Origin of the sequence: Agromyces sp. NPDC056523, assembly GCF_042794545.1 — a bacterium.
GTDB lineage: Bacteria > Actinomycetota > Actinomycetes > Actinomycetales > Microbacteriaceae > Agromyces.
In genome coordinates, this window is sequence record NZ_JBHTTM010000002.1 from 24,575 (window position 1) to 44,396 (window position 19,822).

The 19,822-nt window shown below is 71.4% G+C and carries 20 protein-coding genes; 5 read left to right on the forward strand and 15 right to left on the reverse strand.

Features of this window, described 5'->3' with window-relative positions; all coding sequences use genetic code 11:
- Nucleotides 1–412: 412 nt before the first annotated feature.
- The 12 genes from ACFQ58_RS07065 to ACFQ58_RS07120 all read right to left on the reverse strand — a co-directional run bounded on the left by ACFQ58_RS07065 (nucleotide 413) and on the right by ACFQ58_RS07120 (nucleotide 13,011).
- On the reverse strand, nucleotides 413–2,470 hold the full coding sequence (locus ACFQ58_RS07065) for a hypothetical protein (protein ID WP_376950374.1): 2,058 nt from the start codon (nucleotides 2,468–2,470) through the stop codon (nucleotides 413–415).
- Nucleotides 2,467–3,543, reverse strand: coding sequence for a glycosidase (locus tag ACFQ58_RS07070; RefSeq protein WP_376950375.1), 1,077 nt, complete (start codon nucleotides 3,541–3,543; stop codon nucleotides 2,467–2,469). Before ACFQ58_RS07070 ends, ACFQ58_RS07065 begins: the two co-directional genes overlap by 4 nt.
- A gap of 2 nt (nucleotides 3,544–3,545) precedes the next feature.
- A complete protein-coding gene (locus tag ACFQ58_RS07075) occupies nucleotides 3,546–4,355 on the reverse strand; it encodes a carbohydrate ABC transporter permease (protein ID WP_376951101.1) in 810 nt (269 codons plus the stop codon).
- A gap of 113 nt (nucleotides 4,356–4,468) precedes the next feature.
- Entirely contained in the window at nucleotides 4,469–5,425 is a 957-nt protein-coding gene (locus tag ACFQ58_RS07080; RefSeq protein WP_376950376.1) for a carbohydrate ABC transporter permease, read from the reverse strand.
- 10 nt (nucleotides 5,426–5,435) lie between these two features.
- On the reverse strand, nucleotides 5,436–6,719 hold the full coding sequence (locus tag ACFQ58_RS07085; RefSeq protein ID WP_376950377.1) for an extracellular solute-binding protein: 1,284 nt from the start codon (nucleotides 6,717–6,719) through the stop codon (nucleotides 5,436–5,438).
- A 41-nt stretch (nucleotides 6,720–6,760) separates the two neighbouring features.
- Nucleotides 6,761–7,822, reverse strand: coding sequence for a LacI family DNA-binding transcriptional regulator (locus tag ACFQ58_RS07090; RefSeq protein WP_376950378.1), 1,062 nt, complete (start codon nucleotides 7,820–7,822; stop codon nucleotides 6,761–6,763).
- Nucleotides 7,823–8,045: 223 nt separating this feature from the next.
- A complete protein-coding gene (locus tag ACFQ58_RS07095; RefSeq protein ID WP_376950379.1) occupies nucleotides 8,046–8,735 on the reverse strand; it encodes a RibD family protein in 690 nt (229 codons plus the stop codon).
- Complete coding sequence (locus tag ACFQ58_RS07100) at nucleotides 8,732–9,736, reverse strand: YbhN family protein (RefSeq protein WP_376950380.1); 1,005 nt, start codon at nucleotides 9,734–9,736, stop codon at nucleotides 8,732–8,734. Before ACFQ58_RS07100 ends, ACFQ58_RS07095 begins: the two co-directional genes overlap by 4 nt.
- Entirely contained in the window at nucleotides 9,736–10,551 is an 816-nt protein-coding gene (locus ACFQ58_RS07105) for an SAM-dependent methyltransferase (RefSeq protein ID WP_376950381.1), read from the reverse strand. The genes ACFQ58_RS07100 and ACFQ58_RS07105 overlap by 1 nt, the downstream gene beginning before the upstream one ends.
- A complete protein-coding gene (locus ACFQ58_RS07110; RefSeq protein WP_376950382.1) occupies nucleotides 10,548–11,627 on the reverse strand; it encodes a glycosyltransferase family 4 protein in 1,080 nt (359 codons plus the stop codon). Before ACFQ58_RS07110 ends, ACFQ58_RS07105 begins: the two co-directional genes overlap by 4 nt.
- A 5-nt stretch (nucleotides 11,628–11,632) precedes the next feature.
- A complete protein-coding gene (locus ACFQ58_RS07115) occupies nucleotides 11,633–12,034 on the reverse strand; it encodes a 6-pyruvoyl tetrahydropterin synthase family protein (RefSeq protein ID WP_376950383.1) in 402 nt (133 codons plus the stop codon).
- Nucleotides 12,031–13,011: a zinc-binding alcohol dehydrogenase gene (locus ACFQ58_RS07120; protein ID WP_376950384.1), complete on the reverse strand. Its 981-nt coding sequence runs from the start codon at nucleotides 13,009–13,011 to the stop codon at nucleotides 12,031–12,033. The genes ACFQ58_RS07115 and ACFQ58_RS07120 overlap by 4 nt, the downstream gene beginning before the upstream one ends.
- Before the next feature lie 87 nt (nucleotides 13,012–13,098).
- Here ACFQ58_RS07120 and ACFQ58_RS07125 point away from each other — a divergent pair, with 87 nt between their 5' ends.
- Nucleotides 13,099–13,851, forward strand: a complete 753-nt coding sequence (locus ACFQ58_RS07125) for a CDP-alcohol phosphatidyltransferase family protein (protein WP_376950385.1) — start codon at nucleotides 13,099–13,101, stop codon at nucleotides 13,849–13,851.
- Between the two features lie 38 nt (nucleotides 13,852–13,889).
- Here ACFQ58_RS07125 and ACFQ58_RS07130 read toward each other — a convergent pair whose 3' ends face one another.
- On the reverse strand, nucleotides 13,890–14,309 hold the full coding sequence (locus tag ACFQ58_RS07130; protein WP_376950386.1) for a hypothetical protein: 420 nt from the start codon (nucleotides 14,307–14,309) through the stop codon (nucleotides 13,890–13,892).
- Between the two features lie 93 nt (nucleotides 14,310–14,402).
- Here ACFQ58_RS07130 and ACFQ58_RS07135 point away from each other — a divergent pair, with 93 nt between their 5' ends.
- From ACFQ58_RS07135 to ACFQ58_RS07150, 4 genes are all read left to right on the forward strand, one after another.
- On the forward strand, nucleotides 14,403–15,998 hold the full coding sequence (locus tag ACFQ58_RS07135) for a sulfatase-like hydrolase/transferase (protein ID WP_376950387.1): 1,596 nt from the start codon (nucleotides 14,403–14,405) through the stop codon (nucleotides 15,996–15,998).
- A gap of 91 nt (nucleotides 15,999–16,089) precedes the next feature.
- A complete protein-coding gene (gene lepB / locus ACFQ58_RS07140) occupies nucleotides 16,090–16,545 on the forward strand; it encodes a signal peptidase I (protein ID WP_376950388.1) in 456 nt (151 codons plus the stop codon).
- Nucleotides 16,546–16,576: 31 nt separating this feature from the next.
- The gene (locus ACFQ58_RS07145) at nucleotides 16,577–17,416 is read left to right on the forward strand and encodes an NUDIX domain-containing protein (protein WP_376950389.1); all 840 of its coding nucleotides are present in this window, start codon (nucleotides 16,577–16,579) and stop codon (nucleotides 17,414–17,416) included.
- 8 nt (nucleotides 17,417–17,424) lie between these two features.
- Nucleotides 17,425–18,033: a mismatch-specific DNA-glycosylase gene (locus ACFQ58_RS07150; protein WP_376950390.1), complete on the forward strand. Its 609-nt coding sequence runs from the start codon at nucleotides 17,425–17,427 to the stop codon at nucleotides 18,031–18,033.
- Here ACFQ58_RS07150 and ACFQ58_RS07155 read toward each other — a convergent pair.
- On the reverse strand, nucleotides 17,987–18,709 hold the full coding sequence (locus tag ACFQ58_RS07155; protein ID WP_376950391.1) for an alpha/beta fold hydrolase: 723 nt from the start codon (nucleotides 18,707–18,709) through the stop codon (nucleotides 17,987–17,989). The two genes, ACFQ58_RS07150 and ACFQ58_RS07155, sit on opposite strands and share 47 nt — an antisense overlap.
- A 145-nt stretch (nucleotides 18,710–18,854) precedes the next feature.
- Nucleotides 18,855–19,814 (reverse strand): helix-turn-helix transcriptional regulator, encoded by a 960-nt coding sequence (locus ACFQ58_RS07160; protein WP_376950392.1) that lies wholly within the window; start codon nucleotides 19,812–19,814, stop codon nucleotides 18,855–18,857.
- Nucleotides 19,815–19,822 lie beyond the last annotated feature (8 nt).

Here is a 19,822-nt window from a genome sequence, read left to right on the forward strand (position 1 = left end):
CCGATCAGCACGGTGGGGACCGTCAGGATGGCGCGAGTCGACGGAGCGCGGGTGGTCATCTCACTTCCCTTCCCACGTCAACCGATCCTGGCCCGGAGCGGCCGGCGGGGAAGGAGGACAAGGTCCTCCCGACTCACGACGCGACGCGGGTCAGCCGCCCGTCTGCCCGGCGCGACGCCGACTGACGGCATGCATGGTCATTCCCTCCCCTGAGGCGAGCGGACACCCGGCCTCCACGACGGGCCTCCGCGCTCGCGGCCAGTGAACTGCGGTGCGGGGCGTGCCGCAAGGGGCGGTCCGTCCCCAAGCCAGGGGGCATCACCGCTCTGCCGAGAGCCGTCTCGTGCGACTGGTCGGCCCGAGTCCTCCTTGCGAGCCGCACAGTCCGAGGGGCGGAGGGGCAGCCTGCGCGTCAGTCCGCCACGTCGGTGGACACCACTGCGAAGCCGCCGGTGGACAGGTGTACCGTCGCCATGCCGCTGAGCTGCACCTCCGCTCGGAGGTCGCCGTCAGGTCCGTAAACGCGTGCGGTCGACGCCTGCCCGTCGAAGCCGACGGTCACCGCCTGCGGCGACCGAGCCGACGAGTGCACCAGCTCGGTCGCACCGCCCTCGCCCGCGAGTTGCAGGCTCGACACGACGGGGCGCACGAGCAGTGCGTCGAGCGTCACCTCATCCTTCACGACGCGCGCCGTCAGTGCGGACTCCGAGTCGTCGACGACGCCCTGGAGCACGCGCGGCAGCAGCACGCCTGGCACGGGGCTGATGCCCTGCGGCTCGCCCCGTCCGTCCAGCGCGCCGACACCCGTGCGGTCACTGCTCCAGATGGACCGGGCGGCTCCGTCGTCGGGGATCCAGGCGACCGGCTCGACCCATCGGTCGACTCCGTCGACGCCGAGGTCGAACGTCGCGGTGTCGCCGCGCTCGAGCACGAGCGTCGACCCGGAGTACAGGGATTCACCCGTCCACGCGGATTCCGGCGCGACGACCGTTCCGGTCGTGGACGCGGCATGCTCCGCCTCGAGCGTCGTGAGGCCGCGCACGGACACGATGCCGGCCACGCCGGTCGCGCGTTCGGCGAGCTCGGGCCGCGCGTCGAGCGCGAGCATCGTGAGCAGGCCGTGGATCGTGCTCTCGGCGCCGCTGTTGCGGTTGATCGTGCCGTCGGGCTGGATCCCGTCGTACGTCACGCCCGTCGCCGGGTCGTACATGGCCTCGTCCGCGCGGTTGGCGCCGAAGAACCAGGCGGCCTGGATGGCGGCCATGTCGGCGAATCCGGTCGAGCCGGTCGCATCGGCGACGGCGACGAGCGACTGCACTCGCGAGTCGGCGCCGTACGCGATCTGCACGCGGTCGGCCGGTGTCGGGAACCAGCCGTTGTCGGGCCCGCCGGCCGTCAGCAGCGTCGGCGTGAACGACGAGGAGTCGAGCACCGCGGGTTCGAGCAACGACCCGTCGCCGAGCACCTCGGATGCCTCGGCGAGCGCCGCGGGCATCTGAGAGCCCCACGCGTGCCACATGGACCTCGACTGCGCCCAGGGCAGGATGGCGCCGTACGGCCACTCGCCGACGTCGCCCGCGGACATCAGGGCGATCCCTTCCGCGAGCTTCGCGAGTGAGTCCGCGGCGGCCGAATCGTCCGGAGCCGCCTCGACGTAGGCGGTGAGGCCGAGCACCGCCTCGGCGCTGGCGTCGGCGCCGTCGACGATCAGCCAGAGGGGCACGCGCATCCCGTCGGCGGTTCCGAACTCGCCGTAGCGCGTGAGCACCTGCCGGTCCACGGCATCGCGGGCCAGCGACATCCGCTCGCCGAGGAATGCCGTGAAGGCCGGATCGGCGCCGTCCGCGGCGAACGCCGCGTACCCCTCGCCGAAGGCCCACAGGGTGCGGGCCAGCCAGTAGCTCGGACCGGAGTCGGAGGGATCGGGCAGCTCGACGGGCTCCGCGCTCGGGTTGAGCTCGCCATCGGGCTGCATCCAGAGCACGACGTTGCCGGCGTTCGGCCCGTCAGCGGTCTGCAGGTAGGCGAGCGAGCGCAACAGTTCGTAGGCCGTCTGGCGACTCGTCGCGTCATCCGTGAGCTGCCAATGGCGCAGGTACACGACGGCCGCGCGGGAGATGTCGTCGGCGTTGTACGCGCCCTGGCCCCAGTGACCGGTCACCGGGTCGGGCGGTCCACCGCCGCCGACGCGCTCGAACGTGCCGCCGGGACGCGCGTCGGCGTAGGTCCACGGCATCGTGAGGTCGGGCTCCTCGTCGAGCCGGTACGTCGTGTGCCCTGCCACCTCGGACGGCGACACGGTGTCCATGAGGAAATCGAGGTGTGCGAGATTGGTGAGCGGGGCCGTCGCCGCGTCGTCTGCGACGGCCGGCGCCGCGACGCCGAGCGAACCCGCCGCCAGCGCGACGGCCGCGGCCCACGCCGCCATCCGCGTGCGCCGAGGCGCGTCGGTGGACTTCCTGCTGATCATGCCGCTCCTCCTTCGGTGCGGTCGAGGCGAGCGGCCCCGATCTTCGAATCGGCCATGCCGTAGAACACGTAGTGCACGCCGTCGATCTCCTCGATCGCGGTGGGGAAGACGACGTTCGGCACGATGCCGCTGCGCTCCTCCTCGGTCTCGGGGGCGAGCAGCGGCTCGGGGGTGCGCGCGAGCACCGTGCTCGGGTCCTCCGCGTCGAGGACCATCGCGCCGGCCGCGTAATTCACGTGCTGCTGCTGGGCGAACGCGCTGTCGAGCACGCCGGTCACGCCGTGGTGCAGCAGCAGCCACCCCTCAGGGACCCTGAGGGGCGGGGGCCCGCCCCCGATCTTGAGCTCCTCGAAGGCGAACTCCGGGCCGGCCACGAACCGATGCTGGCGCCAGAGGGTGATGGCGGACACGTCGTCGAGCACGGCGTCGAGCGGCACGTAGCTGATCCAGATCGACTGGCGGGCGTCGCTGACGCCGGCGGGCACGCGCACGCCCTGGCCGGGCTTCGTCTCGCCGAGGTCCCACATCGGGCGATGCAGCACCGCGAGGCTCGGCGTGCCGTCGGGCGCGGTGACGGGCTCGGGGAAGAACGTCGTGTCCTTGTTGTGGAAGAGGTTGAGGTCCATGTCGAGGGCGTCGTCGTACGCGAACAGGGCCGGCCCGAGCCGCCGCCACTCGCGCAGGTCCTCGGAGACCGCGATCGCGGTGCGCGGGCCCAGCGGCCCGTACGCGACGTAGGTCATCACGTGGAGCCCGAGCACATCGATCCAGGTCGTGCGCGGGTCCTCGACGCCGGCGTTGCCGACTCCGCGCTCCCAGCCCCGGTCGGGCTCGAGCACGATGCCCTCGCGCTCGACGCCGACGGGCGCGCCCGCCTCGACCACCACCCGCGCCAGGCCCACGCGTGAGACGTTGCCTTCGGCGACGAGCCGGGGAAGCAGGTACAGGGTCCCGTCGGGCGAGCGGCCCGACGCGGGGTTCAGCACGCCCTCGGCCTCGAGCGGCTCATCGGGCAATGGGGTCATCACGACGCCGGCCCGGGTCAGCGTGTACGGAACGGTTGCGGTGACCATGGTCATCCCTTCACGCTCGAGCCGAGGTCGGTCGAGACGAAGTACCGCTGGAAGAACAGGAAGAGCACGATCGCCGGGATGGAGAGCACCACGGCGCCGGCCATCATCGCCCCGAACGGGTTCGCCACCGACGCGGCGATGTTCGAGATGAAGTTGGCCAGCGACACCGCGAGCGGCTGAAGCGCGGCCTCCTTCGTGATGAGGAACGGCCACAGGAACTCGTTCCACGGACCGATGAACGTGAGGATGATCGTCGTGAGCACCGCCGGACGCACGAGCGGCAGGGCGACACTCCACAACACGCGGAGTTCGCTCGCACCGTCGATGCGGGCGGCCTCCCAGAGCTCCTTGGGCAGTTGCACGAAGTACTGCCGGAAGATGATCACCGCCGTCGAGTTGATGAAGAACGGCAGGATCATGCCGCCGTACGAGTCGGCGAGCCCGAAATCGCGCGCGATCATCACGTACAGCGGGATCATCAGGAGCTGGAACGGCACGACCTGCACGAGCAGGGCGAGGGCGAACACCACCCCGCGGCCGCGCCAGTGCAGGATCGCCAGTGCGTACCCGGCGAGCACGCCGAACACGACCGTGCCGAGGAGCACGCCGCCCGTGAAGATGCCCGAGTTCAGGAGTCCCTGGGCCAGGTTGATCCGCTCATTGATCGCCGCGTAGTTCTGGAACGTCAGGTTCCCGGGACTGGGGAACGCTCCGGCCACGGTGGGATCGACCTTCGTCTGCAGTGAGCCGATCAGCATGTAGTAGAACGGGAACAGGAATGCGAACGCGCCGAGGCCGAGCACGACGTACATCAGCACCTTCGACGCACGGCCCGACGGGTGGGGCGTTCTCGATCGGCGGGACTGGCGACCGCTGGTCACGCTGGCGACGGTGTCCGTCGGCAGCGCCATGCCTCGCTGTGACATCAGTCTTCCTTTCCTACGAACGTGCGCTGGATCCAGGCGATCACCAGCACGAGTGCGATCAGGATCACGCCGATCGCCGCGGCGACGTCGGGATTGCCCTGCTCGATGCCCTTCTGGTACATCAGCAGCACGGGCGAGGAGGACGCGCCGTTCGGGCCACCGCCGTTGGTGAGCAGGTACGGCTCCGTGAACAGGTTGGCGCCCGTGATCGTGGCGAGCAGCAGCACCAGGAAGGTCGCCGGCCGCACGCCCGGCACCGTGACCGAGAAGAACTTCCGGATCGGGCCCGCGCCGTCGACGGATGCCGCCTCGTAGAGCTCCTTCGACACGTTCTGCAGCGCCGCCAGGTACAGCAGGATGTAGAACGCCATGCCCTTCCACGTGACGAAGAGGGCGATCGTCGGCATCGCGAGCGCCGAGTTGACCAGCCACGACGGATCGGGTGCGAGCGGACCGAGCAGCTGGTTCACGAGTCCGTTCTGGCTGAACAGGAACAGCCAGACGGCGACGACGGCGACCGATGCCGTCACGTACGGCACGTAGTAGCTGACCCGGAAGAAGATGCCCGCGTGCACGATCGTGTTCAGCCCGTACGCGAGCAGCAGCGAGAGCACGACCGTCAGCGGCACGTTGATCAGCAGGAAGATCCCGACGTTGCCGAACGACTGCCACACCTTCGGGTCCTGCAGCACCGTCGCGTAGTTGGCGAAGCCCGCGAACGGCCGCTCGACGACGGCGCCGGGGGCCGCGAAGAAGTAGTCCTGGAACGACATCCAGACGACGAAGACGATCGGGTAGGCGAAGACGACGAGCACGAACACGATGTAGGGCGCGCTGAACAGGAGGCCCAGCGGGTTCTCGCCGAGCCATCGGCGTCGGCGTCGGCGCCGGGACGGCGGGGCCTCCGCCGTCCCGGTGCGGGCCGCCACGCCGGGGGCGGAGCCGACCGCGGTCATGAGCAGCCTCCTAGCCCTCGGACGCGAGCGAGTCGGCCTTGTCGGCCGCATCCTGCAGGAACGTCGAGACCTCCTCCTCGCCGAAGATCACGGACTTGGAGTAGCCGTCACGGAACTCCTGCCAGATCTCGACCGAGTTCGGCACGTTCGGCACCTCGACGGTGCGGGACGCCTGGTCGCCGAACTGCTCGTAGGCGGGGTTCGCCGAGAAGTAGTCGGGATAGGTGTCCGTGAGGTCCTGGCGGAGCGGCATCTGGCCGGTCGCCTCGAGCCAGGCGCCGTCCTGGTCCTCGCTCGTGGAGAACTTCAGCACGTCCCAGGCGGTCGCCTGGTTCTCGCACGCGGTGAACATGCCGATGTTCTTGGCGTCGCTGAACGTGTACACCTCGGACGGGTCCACGCCGTCCTGCGTCGGAACCGGGACGGAGCCCCAGTTGACGCTGTCGCCGTAGACCGCGATCGCCCAGGGCCCCACGATCGACATCGCCGACTGCTGGTCGGCGAACGCGTCTCCGTTGTAGGCCTCCTTGCCCGCGAGCCCCTCGGAGTAGATCGTCGCCCAGAAGTCGGCGACGGCCGTCCCGTTCTCGTCGTTGAACGTCGCCTTCCCGTCCTCGAGCAGCTGGGTGCCGCCGGTCTGGGCCGCGTACAGCGGATAGAAGTCGAACCAGCTCTGGAAGAACTCGCTCGTCGGTGCCGGCCAGATCGCATACTGCGCCGCACCGGATGACACGAGCGTGCGTGACGTCTCGAGGAACTCGTCGTACGTGGCGAGCGGCGGGTTCTCAGGATCCAGGCCCGCCTGCGTGAACATGTCCTTGTTGTAGAAGATCATCACGGGATTCGACTTCCACGGCATCTGGTAGAAGTCGCCGTCGCTCGACCGGTACTGGTCGGCCACGTCGCCGGAGCGACCGGTGATGTAATCGTCGCCGTCCTCGAACCCCGAGAGGTTCACGAGGCCGCCCTGCTTCTGGAATCCCGGCACCGCGGCCGGTGAGGTGTTGTAGACGAGGCAGGGAGCGTTGCCGGCGGTGATCGCCGCGCCGATGGTCTCCTCGCTGGATGCACCGGCCGGGATCTCCTGCGCCTTGATCTGCTCGTCGGGATGGTCGGCGTTCCAGGCCTCGACCATCTGCTTGCCCCATTCGATCTCGGCCTCGTTGTTCGAGTACCAGATCGTGATGTCGCCGCGGCTCTCGTTGCCTCCCTCGTCCCCGCCGGCGCTGCAGGCGGAGAGCGCGAGGAGGCCGATCGCCCCGAGCGCGGTCGTCGTGATGATGCGTCGTCGCATGATCGTTCCTTTCCGGGTGCGGCGGTCGCCGCGTTGGGCTGTCAGGTCGGTGGTCTCGCCGTCGACTCCCTGACCACGAGTCGCGGTGCATCGAGTTGCACGTCGCCGGGCGCTTGGCCGGCGATCGAGGAGAGCAGCGTGCGGGCGGCCACGGCGCCCCACGCGACGGCATCCGTGGCGACCGAGGTCAGCGAGGGGAAGACGTGGTCGGCCAGCTCGGTGTTGTCGAAGCCGGTGATCGAGAGCTCCTCGGGCACGGCGATGCCGGCGCGGCGGGCGACGGCGATCCCGGCGAGCGCCATGTGATCGTTGGAGTACACGATCGCCGACGGCCGATCCGAGCGTTCGAGGAGGTCGCGCGTCGCACGCGCCCCCTCGCTGGCGCTGAAGTCGGTCGTTACGACGACCGGATCGTCGAGTCCGGCCTCGTGCATCGCGGACTCGAATGCGACGGTCCGCCGATGGCCGTGGAGCATCGTGTCGGGTCCCGCGACGTGCGCGATGCGGCGATGTCCGAGGGAGACGAGGTGGTCGACGGCGGTGCGGATGCCCGCGCCGTCGTCGACGGAGACCGCCGGGAAGGGGGAGGCCTGATCGGGCCGGCCGAGCGTGACCGCGGCGAGCCCGAGCTCCACGACGAGCGGCACCCGCTCGTCGCTGGCCCGCAGGTCGGTGAGGATGACGCCGTCGACGCGCTTGTCGGCGGCGAGGCCGCGGTAGGTCTCGGCCTCCTCGCGTCCGGGGGTCGCTGCGGCGAGTACGAGCACCTGTCCCGACGTGGAGAACTCGCTCTCGACGCCGGCGATGAACGCGTGGAAGAAGGGGTCGGCGGCGATGACGTCGGCGTTGCGTCCGATGACGAGGCCCAGCGCGAAGGACCGGTCGACGCTGAGCGAGCGTGCCCGCACGCTCGGACGCCATCCGAGCTCCTCGGCCGCCGCGAAGATGCGCTCCCTGGTTTCGGCGCTGACGCCGGGACGGTCGTTGAGCGCGAACGAGACCAGGCCCTTGCTGACTCCCGCGTGCGCCGCGACGTCGGAGATGGTCGGTCGCCCGCGCTTCGCGGCGCCCGCCGACTCGGCTCCCGTCGTCGCTGCCGTCATGCTGCCCATGTCCCTCCGCCCCGAGGTCCCTCGGTGCTAAACCGGTTTAGGCGCGACGGTACGCCGTAACCATCGAGCAGGCAACGGCCTTGACAGGGGTGGGTTGGGGTTGCTAGCCCGGTCCTATCGATCGTGCGTCGGAAGGGTCACCACGCCAGGGTCACCACGCCGCCGGCCCCGTCGACCTCGACCTCCGCACCGGTCGCGATCGCCCCGAGCCGCCTCAGCGATCGCAGCGCTCGGACAGTGCATACCTCAGCAGCACCATGTCGCCGACTCGACGGCTCTCGGCGAGGGGCGCGCGGCGGTCGGCGTTCCACGGGAACGTGCCGTCGCCGATCAGACGGGGGGCGTGCCGGTCGCCCACGAAGAAGGGGGCGATGGCCAACTGGAGTTCATCGGCGAGGTCGGACGCCAGGAACTGCGTGATCGTGGTTCCGCCGCCTTCGACGAGGAGCGAGCGCACCCCCCGGTCGTGCAGGTCGCCGACGAGCGCCGCCACGGTGACCTCGTCGCCCAGGGGGACCACCGTGGCGTGTTCGCCCAGCCGGTTCCGGAGCTCGTCGGAGGTCGATCGGGGGCAGTAGACGAGCTTCGTCGAGTGTCCGGAGGTGAAGAAGTCGGCGCCCGGGTCGAGGTCGCCGGTCGCCGTCAATGTCACCTTCCACGGCGATGACGACAGGCCTTCGGCCTCGCGTCGCCGCCGTCGCTCCTCGCTCCGCACGAGCAGCCTCGGATTGTCGAGGCGCACGGTCCGCGCACCGACGAGGATGGCGTCGCTCTGCGCGCGCACCTCGTCGACGCGATCGAAGTCCTCCGCGTTCGAGAGCGCGAGGCGCGGAGGGACGGCGGTGTCGAGGAACCCGTCGATGGACATCGCGGCGCTGAGGATCACGTACGGACGGTCGATCACGATCCCATCCTCCGCTCCGCGCCGGCCAAGAGCGGTACGTGCGACGGCGGGTGGGCATGGGATCGGTGCACCGCCGACCCCACCACGAGGACGAGACCCGGTGCGACGGCGATCATCACGAGGACGCCGAACAGGGCGGATGCGGCGACGCCGGTGGACGCGCCGAGCCCGGCGCCGGCGAACGCCCAGGCCGCGATGCCTTCGCGCGGACCCCATCCGCCCACGTTCAGCGGAATGGATCCGGCGAGCAGGATGACGAGCGTGAGGGCGGCGAGGCGGTGCGGCGGCACGCTCGCCCCGACCGCCGTCACAGCGACCGCGAGTGTCGCGGCGTGGCATCCCACCACGACGATCGAAGCGAGGATGACGCGAAGGAACGCACCGGGCGACCCGACGCCCGCTGCGAGCTCGTCGAGTTCGCGGCGCAGCGCACGTCGCGCCCGACCGCTCCACGCGACCGCCGCGAGCGCCGCCGCGAGGAGCACGGCGAGGCCGATGCCGAGCACCGGGAAGAGGACGCCCTGGAACTCCGAGCGGAGGTAGACGAGCACGATGACCGCGAGCGCGACCTGCACGATCTGCCCCATGGTGCGCTCGATCACGACGGCGCGAGCGGCCTGCGGGACGTTCCCCGCGCTGCGCCCCTGCGCGACAGCACGGTCGATGTCGCCGACGACGCCGCCGCCGGGGACCACGGTGTTGAGGAATTGGGAGCGGTAGTACCTGCCGACGGCCTCGGCGACGCCCAGGCCGACGCCGAGTCGACCCGCGATGATGCTCCAGCGCCACGCCGCCGCGACCGTGGCGACGGCCGAGAGCGCGAGGGCGACGACGATCAGCCCGGGATCGATCCTCGACAGGCCGCGCAGGAACGGTTCCGAGCCGACGTGGGCGACGACGGCGATCAGCACTCCGACGCCGACGAGCGTCCGTGCCGCCAGCCGGAACCACGGCGATGAGAGGATCGCGCGGATCCGGGGTGCGTTCCTCGTCAGGGACATCAGGGCCACGCCAGGAGGTCGGTGTGCACGACGAGGGCGGAGAGCGCACCGCGCCGCCACTGCGCAGAACGCAGCTCGCGGTACGCCACGCCGTCGACTCGGAGGTCGGCGCGCTGCTCGAGCGCCGCGTCGAGCCATCCGTCGAACCACTGTTCGAGCAGGCGAGGATCGTGATCGCCGAGCCGCCACGGGCTGCCGGCCGTGCGGACGTTCCAGCCGGCCTCGAGGAACAGGCGGTGCGCGAGTGCGATGCCGGACGGCCCGGCGAGCCGGCGTCGGCCGGCATCGCGCTCCTGGTGTGCGTTGAAGGCGGACCCGACCGCGTCGTCGAGCGGATCCCGGGGGTCGAGGCGTACCTCGCCGGTCACGCTCAGGCTCAGCAGCACGGGACATCCGATGCCGACGCACGCCCGGATGACCGCGCGGATCTCCTCCGACGTGAGCACGTCGAGCAGGGCCGACGCGGTCACGAGGGACGCTCCCGCGAGATCCTGGGCATCGAGATCCGCGAGCGTCCCGGTGCGCGTCAGCATCGCCACCGGCCGGCCGTCGAAATCGCGCGGGACGACGCCGTTCACGGCACGGTCGACGAGGTCGGTGTTCCAGTCGTGCAGGACCCACGTCTGCGGACCGGGCAGGAGCGGCGCCAGCCATCGCATCATCGAGCCCGTCCCACTCCCCAGGTCATGGATGGCGGTCGGACCCGGTCCGAGCCGGCGGGCGGCGGCACGGGCGAGCCGTTCCGACCTGGCTCGGGCGTCCTCGGGCTCGCGCAGTGCCAGCCACTCGCCGCTGACCTCGATGATCTCGCTCATCCGGCGGCCCGCCGTTCGGGTCCGATGACGTTCGCGGGTCCGCTGACTTCGCCGAGCACGGTGGCGGCGATGCCTGCGGCCTCATCCCACGTGCGCCTCTCCGTGCGCGATTGCAGCGCGTCCGCCTTGAGTTCGGCACGCCAGCCGGTGTCCTCCCGCCATCGACGCAGGACCGCGCGCAGGGCCCCGGGATCGTCGGGCGGGACGAGGACGCCGCCTGGTCGCCCTGCGATGGCCTCCCGCACGCCGCCGACGCGTGAGGCCACGACCGGGATGCCACGCGCCAGCGCCTCGGCGACGACCATGCCGTAGCTCTCCACCCGCGCCGGCGCGACGACGAGGTCGGCCGTGCGGTACGCGTCCTCCAGCTCCCGACCGGTGAGCACGCCGGTGAGCGCGACTCGCGGTCCGAGCGCGGCGGATCGGATCGCGGCCGTCGTCCGGCGGGCGAAGTCGCGGTCGGCGTCGCGGGATCCGACGATCGCGCAGGTCCAGTCGGGCAGGTCGGTCATGCCCGCCAGCGCAGCGACGAGGACGTCCTGTCCCTTGTGGGGTGCGACGGCGCCGACGCAGAGCAGCCGGGCGCCGGATTCGGAGCCCGGCGCCGCCGGAACCGCATCCGTGCCCGGATGGGCGACTGCGATCCGACCCGGCTCCGCCAGACCCCGGGCGATGAGCTCCGAGCGGGTCCACTCGCTCGTCGCGATCACGGCTCGCGCGGCGTGCAGCGCCTCGCGCTCCCGTTCGTCGCTCCGCGCGCCGCGCGACTCGGACAGCGCACCGGCGACCATGTGCGCGAGCACCACGATCCGAAGGCCGGCCGACTGCGCGTGCAGGACGTCGGATGCCGCGACGGCGAGCAGCCCGTCGATCAGCACGACGGCGTCGCGCGGCAGGTTCGCCATCGCGTGCGCGACATCCGTCCCGGCGCCTGCGGCGATGCGCGACATCCGCACGTCGATGCCCCGTGCTCGCAGGCCTTCCGCGATGCGCCGGTCGTAGACGTTGCCGCCGCTGACGCGCGCGTCATCGTCGATGCCGTCGGGCACGAGGAAGTGCACGGTCGCGTCCGTCATGCCGCTCACAACCTCCGCTCGTAGCTCGCCCACGCGATGTGGGACTCGTGGAGGGTGACCTCGATCGACGACAGCCGCCCGCGGGCGGAACCGAGCCGTCCGTCTACTGCGCGCTCGGCGAGGCGATCGGCGATGACCTGGCACAGCCGCTCGGTCGTGGTGTTCATGCCGGCGAACTCCGGTTCGTCGTCCAGATTGCGGTAAGTCAGCGCACCCGTGATCTCGCCCAACGCCTCAGCGGCGCGTCCGATGTCGATGACCACGCCGTCCGAGTCCAGCTCGCTCGCCCGGAACGACGCGTCCACGATGAAGGTCGCACCGTGCAGGCGCTGCGCCGGTCCGAACGTCTCGCCCGAGAAGCTGTGGGCGATCATCATGTGGTCCCGGACGGTCAGGGTGAAGGTCACGGGGCGTCCGTCCAATCGATCGTGTGGCAGAGCTCCGTGCTCCGCCCGGTTGCGAGCTCCGCCATCACGGCGGGAAGGTCGGTCCACGGAGAGCGTCCCGTGAGCAGCGCGTCGAACGCCTCGTCGTGCAGGAGGTCGAGTGCGAGCGTCAGCCGGTCGCGCGTCGTCCGGGTGCCGCGTCGGCGTCGGGCGACCGCACCCACCTGGCTCGACCGGATCGTCAGGCGACGCGAGTGGAAGTCGGCGCCCAGCGCGAGGGTCACGGGGCGGTCGCCGTACCAGCTGGCCTCGACCACCTCGCCGTCGGTCACGACGGACTCGAGGGCGAGCTGCAGTCCCGCCTGCGATCCGCTCGTGTTGACGACGAGATCGCGATCGGGCGGGGCGTCGCCCGGTTCGGCGAAGCCCACGCCGAGCCGATCGGCGATCGCGCGGCGCGAGGTATCCACGTCGACCAGCACCACGTCGACCCCGGGGATGCCGCGGGCGACCCGCGCCACGCAGCATCCGATCATGCCGGCGCCCACGACCGTGATCCGGTCGCCGACCAGCGGGCCCGCGTCCCACAGCACGTTGACCGCCGTCTCCACCGCCCCGGCGAGCACCGCCCGGCGGGCGGGCACGCCGTCGGGGACGGGAACCACGGCATCGGAAGGAACGACGAACGCGGATTGGTGGGGGAACAGCGTGAAGACCGTGCGGCCCCGGAGCGGCTCCGGCCCGTCCTCCACCACGCCGACGTTGAGATAGCCGTACTTCACCGGTCCCGGGAAGTCGCCCTCCTGGAACGGCGCGCGCATGCGCTCGTGCTCGCTGGTCGGCACGTGCCCCCCGAAGACCGAGGCCTCGGTGCCGCGGCTGATCCCCGTCCAGCTGGTGCGCACGAGCACATCGTCGTCGCCCCGCTGGGCGAGCTGCCCCCGGCGAAGCGCCCCGACGCCCGGCTCGTCGATCCAGAACGCCACGGCCTCTCCCACCCGCACGCTCCCTTCGGTGAACCTTCCGGGGATCCTCTCCGTATTCATGAATATGCTCCGTGAGATGCTCCTGGACAAGGGCACGTGATGGCGAGCCCGGAGGTTCAGCTCGTGCCGGTCGGGCTGGCGGCGCTCGGTGCGGCGGTCATCTCCGCGATCTGGACCGTCGCGCAGCTGCCTGCGATCGGCTGGATGGCGGCGCTCGCGTACCTGACGGCGAGCACCGCGATCCTCCTCAGGGCGCTGCGACGCCGCCGCACGGCTCGCTTCGGCGCCGCGAATGTCATCACGGCGACCAGATCGGCGCTGGTCGGCATCATCACCGGCCTGGTCGCCGCGTCCTTCGTCGAGCCGGTCTCCGTTCCGCTGCTGATCGGCCTGGTCGTCCCGGCCCTCGTGCTGGACGCCGTGGACGGCCGGGTCGCGCGTCGAACGGATTCCATCACCGAGCTCGGCGCTCGGTTCGACATGGAGGTGGACGCGTTCCTGCTGTTCGGGCTCAGCGCCTACGTGGCGCAGGACCTCGGGCCATGGGTGCTGGCGATCGGCCTGATGCGCTACGCCTTCGTCGTGGCGGGATGGCTGCTGCCGTGGCTGCGCGGACAACTCCCGCCCAGGTACTGGCGCAAGGTCGTGACGGCAGTGCAGGGCATCGCCCTGACGCTGGCGGCGTCCGGCGTGGTGGTCCCGGGCATCGCCGGCGTGCTCGTGGGCGTTGCGCTGGCGCTGCTCGTCGAGTCCTTCGGCCGCGACGTCCTGTGGCTCGCGCTCCACGGTCGCCGCAGCGGCGCTCGACCCGGCGCGCGCCGCACTCGGCCGGCGGAGGTGGACGCGTCGTGATCGACGCGCCCGCCGGCCCGGGTGCGGAGCGGCCTCGGTCACGCGGTCCGCGGGGCGCGGAGCACGACGGCCGTGGCGATGGCGAGCACCACGATGCCGATCGACTCGATGACGACCGTCTCGGGGACGAGGGTGAAGTCCCACGTCTCGGTGATGCCGAAGAACCCGACCGTGAGCGCGAGCAGCAGCGCCGCGAGCGTGGCGATGACGAAGAGCAGGCTCAGCACGGTGGTGATGCTGAGGAGTCGACCGTGCAGCACGAGCATCCCGATCGCCAGGACGAGCCCCGCGATCGCGTTCAGGACGAACAGCACGCCGAGCACGCCGCCGACACCGACGAAGACCAGGTAGAGGTGGATCCCGCCGACGATGAGGAGCACGATCGCACTGAGGATCCGCATGGTCCACAGAAGGGTCGTGTTGGGGCTTCGGGTCATGGCACCCGTGTTCGCAGTCATGGTCGAACCCGCTTCCGATCGAGGCCTCCGGCGGAGACGCTAGCGATGACACGAGACAGCACGGCAAAGAGTTCACGCGCGTGGGGACCCCAGGTGCGCGGACGGGTCTCGCTCGCGCTCGCGATCCTGCTCCTCGTCCTGGTTCCGCTCCTGCCCGGAGCGCTCGCCGACGGCGATGCGGCCGCGCTCATCGGCCTGCCCGGCGAGTCGATCCTCGTGCTGGCCCTGCTCTGCCTGCTTCCCTGGCGTCTCGCACGCGGCGTCGTCGCGATCGGCTTCGGGATCGTCGTCGTGCTCGCGATCGTCTTCGCCGCGATCGACGCCGGGTACGAGTCGGTGCTCGACATCCCCTTCGATCCGCTCGACTGGCAGCAGCTGGGTGACGCCTTCGGGGTCCTCGAGGGATCGATCGGCGTCGGCGCCGCGAGGGGGGTGGTCGTGCTCCTCGCCGTCATCGCGGTCGGGCTGGTGCTTGCGCTCTCATGGGCGGCGCTGAGCGCGGGGGCCGCCCTGCGGCGTCGCGCGACGGGGACGGCGGTGATCTCGGCCGTGACCGCCGCATGGATCGTCGCCGCCATGGCGGCCGCGCCGCTCGCCGCGAGGCAGCCGGCGGCGGCAGCGTCCGTCCAGGCGATCAGCGCGTCAGTCTCCCACGCCGCCGACGGGCTCGTGGCCGCCGCGGAACTCTCGCGCCAGATCGCGACGGACCCCTTTCGCGACACGCCGCGTTCCGAGCTGCTGACGTCGCTCGAGGGCAAGGACGTCGTGTTCGTCTTCATCGAGAGCTACGGCAGGGTGGCCGTGGAGGGCCCCGGCGTGTCGGAGGGCGTGGGCCGCGTGCTGCGCGACGGCGAGGCGCAGCTCCGTGCCGACGGTTACTCCTCGCAGAGCGGCTTCCTCACCTCGCCGACGTTCGGGGGCCTCAGCTGGCTCGCGCACTCGTCGCTGCACACCGGGCTCTGGGTCGACCGGCAGGCGCTCTACAGCAGGGTGATCCGAAGCGATCGGTTCACGCTGAGCGACGCATTCGGGCGAGCCGGATGGCGCACGGTCGGCGTCATCCCGTCGAACACGAAACCGTGGCCGTTCGGCACCTCGTTCTACCACTGGGACTCGATGGTCGACGCGAACGACGTGGGCTACGGAGGGCCGAGGTTCGGGTATGCACGAGTTCCCGATCAGTACACCCTGAAGTACTTCGACGACCATGAGCTCGCGGACCATGCCCGGCCGGTCATGGCCGAGATCGACCTCGTCTCCTCGCACTCGCCGTGGGCACCGCTCCCGGAGCTCGTGCCGTGGTCCGAGGCCGACGACAGCGCCGTGTTCGAGCGCCAGTTCGCCCGGGGGGAGTCCGCGACCGAGGTCTGGCAGGACCCCGACCGGGTGCGGCGGGCGTACGCGCAGTCCATCGAGTACTCGCTCGGCGCGCTGTTCGCGTTCCTCGACGAATGCGAGGACCCCGACCTCGTGCTGGTGGTGCTGGGCGACCACCAGCCCGCGACGATCGTGAGCGGGCAGGAGGCCGGTCACGACGTGCCGATCAGCATCATCTCGAAGGACGCGGCCGTCTTCGAGTCTATCGAGGCTTGGCGGTGGCAGGACGGGATGCTGCCGTCGCCGGATGCGCCCGTCTGGCCGATGAGCGCATTCCGCGATCGGTTCCTCGACGCCTTCAGTGCGCGATGACCTGGCCTGTGGACAGTCGTGCGAGGGCGATCCCGAGGAGCCCTAGTCTGGCGCGTGGCGCCGCTGCCCTCGCGGGCCGGAGGGAGCATCGGTGGACATCCGTCCTGCGGCATTCATGACGGTGGTGCGGTCCGATGCGATGCGCCCGGCACTCGAGGAGGGCGACGTGCTGCTGGCCAGCCGCGTGCGCGGCGTCAGGCGGCTGCGCCGCGGCGAGATCCTCGTGTTCCGGGTCCCGGATGATCCGAAGCCCCGCATCAGGCGGATGATCGCGTTGCCGGGCGACCACGTCCGGTTCGCCGAGGACGGCGTGGTGGTGCTCAACGGAGAGCCGCTGTTCGAGCCGTACGCACGCCGCTCCCGGGCGTTCCGCGGTTCGTTCACGGTGCCGGGCGATCGGGTGTTCGTGCTCGGCGACCGGCGCGACGATTCGCATGACGCTCGCCAGTGGCGCGAGTCGTTCGTGCCGGCGAGCGAGATCCTCGGCGTCGCCCGCACCCGCCTCTTCCCGTGGCCCGTCACGCCGACCCGGGTGCTGGCGCGCTGAGGTGCCGCGCCGAGCCGCCTACGGTGGTGGCATGGAGGTCGTTCCGGGCGCGAGCGCAGTGATCGTCGACGACGTCGGCCGGGTGCTGCTGGTCAAGCGCGGGCGCTCGCCGCAGCGGGGTCGCTGGTCGGTCCCGGGTGGGCGGGTCGAGCGCGGCGAATCGTTCGAGGCAGCTGCGGCCAGGGAAGCGCGCGAGGAGACGGGTCTCGAGGTCGAGGTCGGGCGTGAGCTGTGGACCGTACGCGTGCCGACCGGTGACGGGCGGGAGTTCGAGGTCCACGACTTCGCCGCGAGCGTCACGGGCGGGGTGCTCCGCCACGGCGACGACGCGGATGACGCGCGGTGGGTCGGCGCGGACGAGCTCCACAGGATGCACCTGACCACCCATCTCGTCGACCACCTCCGCCGGGCCGGCCTCGTGCTGGAGCTGCCGTACGTCGACGAGCACGCGGTCGAGGTCGCCGCAGATCGCGAGGCGGTGTGGTCGGCGCTCGAGCGCGTGGTCGAATCGGTCGGCAGTCCGTGGTTCGCACGCCTGCTCGGCTGCGAGGACACCACCCGATCCGGCCCGCGACCGCTCGCGCCATGGTCCGCCGTGCCGGGATTCCACGTCGTGACCGTCGAGCGCCCGTCGATGCTGGTGCTCTCCGGCTTGCACCGCTACTCCGACTACGAGCTCGTGTTCCGCATCGACGAGGTCGGCGCCGGCCGCAGCCGGCTGCGCGCCGAGACGCGCGCGATCTTCCCGGGCCTGCGAGGTGCGGTGTACCGCGCCCTGCTCATGGGCACCGGCGCGCACGTGCGCGCCACGCGTGCGCTGATCGCGCGCGTCGCCAGGGCGGCCGAGGTCGTCGGGACCGGTTCGAAGTAGGGATGTCGATGGGATTCACGCGCGCCGAGCTCCAGTCGTTCCGCGACCGGAGCGTCGACGACCTCATGCCCGCCCACCCGCGACTCGTCTTCGTCGGCATCAACCCGGGGCTCTGGACGGCCGCCACCGGCACGCATTTCGCGCACCCCGGGAACCGGTTCTACCCCGCGCTCGTCGTGGCAGGCGTGATTCCCCGACTGCCCGCCTTCGCCGACGGCCTGACCGAGGACGACCGGCGCATGTTCCTCGACGCCGGGATCGGCATCTCCAACCTCGTGCACCGCGCGACGGCCCGAGCCGACGAGCTCGACCGGGCCGAGCTGCGCGCCGGTGCCGTGCGCCTCGCCGACGACGTGGCGCGGTGGCATCCGCGGGTCGTCGCGGTCGTCGGCCTCACGGCCTACCGGCAGGGATTCGACCGGCCGAAGGCGCGCGCCGGACGCCAGGACGAGACGCTCGGCGGGGCCGAGCTCTGGGTGGTGCCGAATCCCAGCGGGCTCAACGCGCACGCGACGGTCGCCGACCTCGCGCGGGCGTACAGCGAACCCGCCCGCGCGGCCGGGATCCCGGTCAGCCCACCGGCGCCGGCACCGTTGCCGCCACCGCGTCGCGGATGAGCGAGGCGACCTCGTCGGGATGGCTGATCATGGCGACATGCGAGCTCTCGATCTCGACGGTCGTCGCTCCGGCCCGTTCGGCCATCACGCGCTCGGCTGCCGGCGGGATGACCCGATCGGACGACGCGACGAGGTACCAGCTCGGGATGCTCCGCCACGCCGGCGGCCCCGACGGCTGCACGAGCGAGGCGAGCGCCGCGGGGCGCTGGGCCGCGGCCATCGCCGTCGCGAGCTCCGGTGCGAGGTCCTGGCAGAACACCTGCGGGAAGACGTCGGGGTTCAGGTAGGCGTCGCCGTCGCGCTCGGCGGCGCCGGGGAACGGGCGGATGACCGTGACGGCGAGCAGGTCGGGCGCGTCGCCGCCGAGCGCCGTCGCCTGCCCGACCGCCTCGCCCTCGTCGAGGGCGAACGCCGCGATGTAGACGAGGGCGGCGATGTGCTCCAGGCCGGTCGCCGCGTTGGTGATCACCGCGCCGCCGTACGAGTGGCCGACGAGCACGACGGGACCCTCGAGGGTCTCGAGGAACGCGCGGAGGTATGCGGCGTCGGACTGGAGGCCGCGGAGCGGGTTGGCGGGCGCGATCACGGTGTGGCCGTCGCCCTGCAGGCGGGTGATGACGTCGTTCCATCCGGATGCGTCGGCGAAGGCGCCGTGGACGAGGACGATGGTGGACATGCGGGGTTCCTTCCGGGAGGTGGCGTCGATGCCGGTCGGGTCCCGGCGAACCTACGTCGTCCGCGCACCGGTCGCTCGGCACAGCTCGCACTCGCACTGTGCCGAGTCCGCACAATCCCGCCGTCGTGCGCGGCCCCCGGCCGACTCACGACCAGCGCCGGCGCCACTCGCTCGGGGTGACGCCGTACGACCGGTGGAACGCACGCGAGAACGCGGAGTGGTCGCGGAATCCCCAGCGGAACGCGATGTCCGACACCGTGAGCGCGCGCGACGACGGATCGGAGAGCATCGCCGCGCACTCCTCGAGGCGACGCCCGCGCACCCAGTCGCCGAAGACGATGCCCATCGACTGCAGGATCGCGTAGACGTACCGATCGGAGATGTGGTGGGCGCGCGCGACGACGCCGACGTTCAACGATGGGTCGGCGAGCCCGTCCTCCATGAACCGCAGGATGCGCTCGCCGAGCGTCGCACGCATCGGCTCGCGCGCGCGGAACTCGTCGCCCGCCGTGACCGTCAGCAGCGTCCGCACGAGTTCGATCACCGGCCGCGTCAGCGGAGACGCATCGACCGCGCGCTCGCCGAATCGGAGGTCGGCGATCGCCAGCAGCGAGGTCGCGACGACGTTGGGGATGCCGCTCCGCGCGTCGATCGGCCTATGGAGGCGTGCTTCGACGATCCGAGCGGGCAGCCGCAGGTCGTCGTAGTCCACCGACACGAACGTGCGTCGGACACCGTCGAGTCGCGCCACGTAGCTGCGGCGCGACGAGTACAGCATGAGCTCGGTGGGTCGGCCGGCGGCCCCATCCGGGGCGCCGCCGCGCTCGGCGATGCCCACGATGAGCCGAGCATGCGGCGCACGTCGGGACATCCGCTCGTTCCTCGACACGCTCGCGCCGACACCCTGGTTGCGGAGGAGGGAGATGGTCCCGAGGCGGTGAGTCGCGACGCGGAGCCGGAACCGGTCCGGTTCGGGCGCGACCAGGTCGACCGGCGTCGGCAGGCCGCGCGCGATCTCCCGGGTCAGCGCGATGCGATCGCGCGGCGCGGTTCCGCGCGTGTCGAACACGAGCGGAGGTGACGGGGGCGCGGCCGGCTCGCCCATGGCGGACA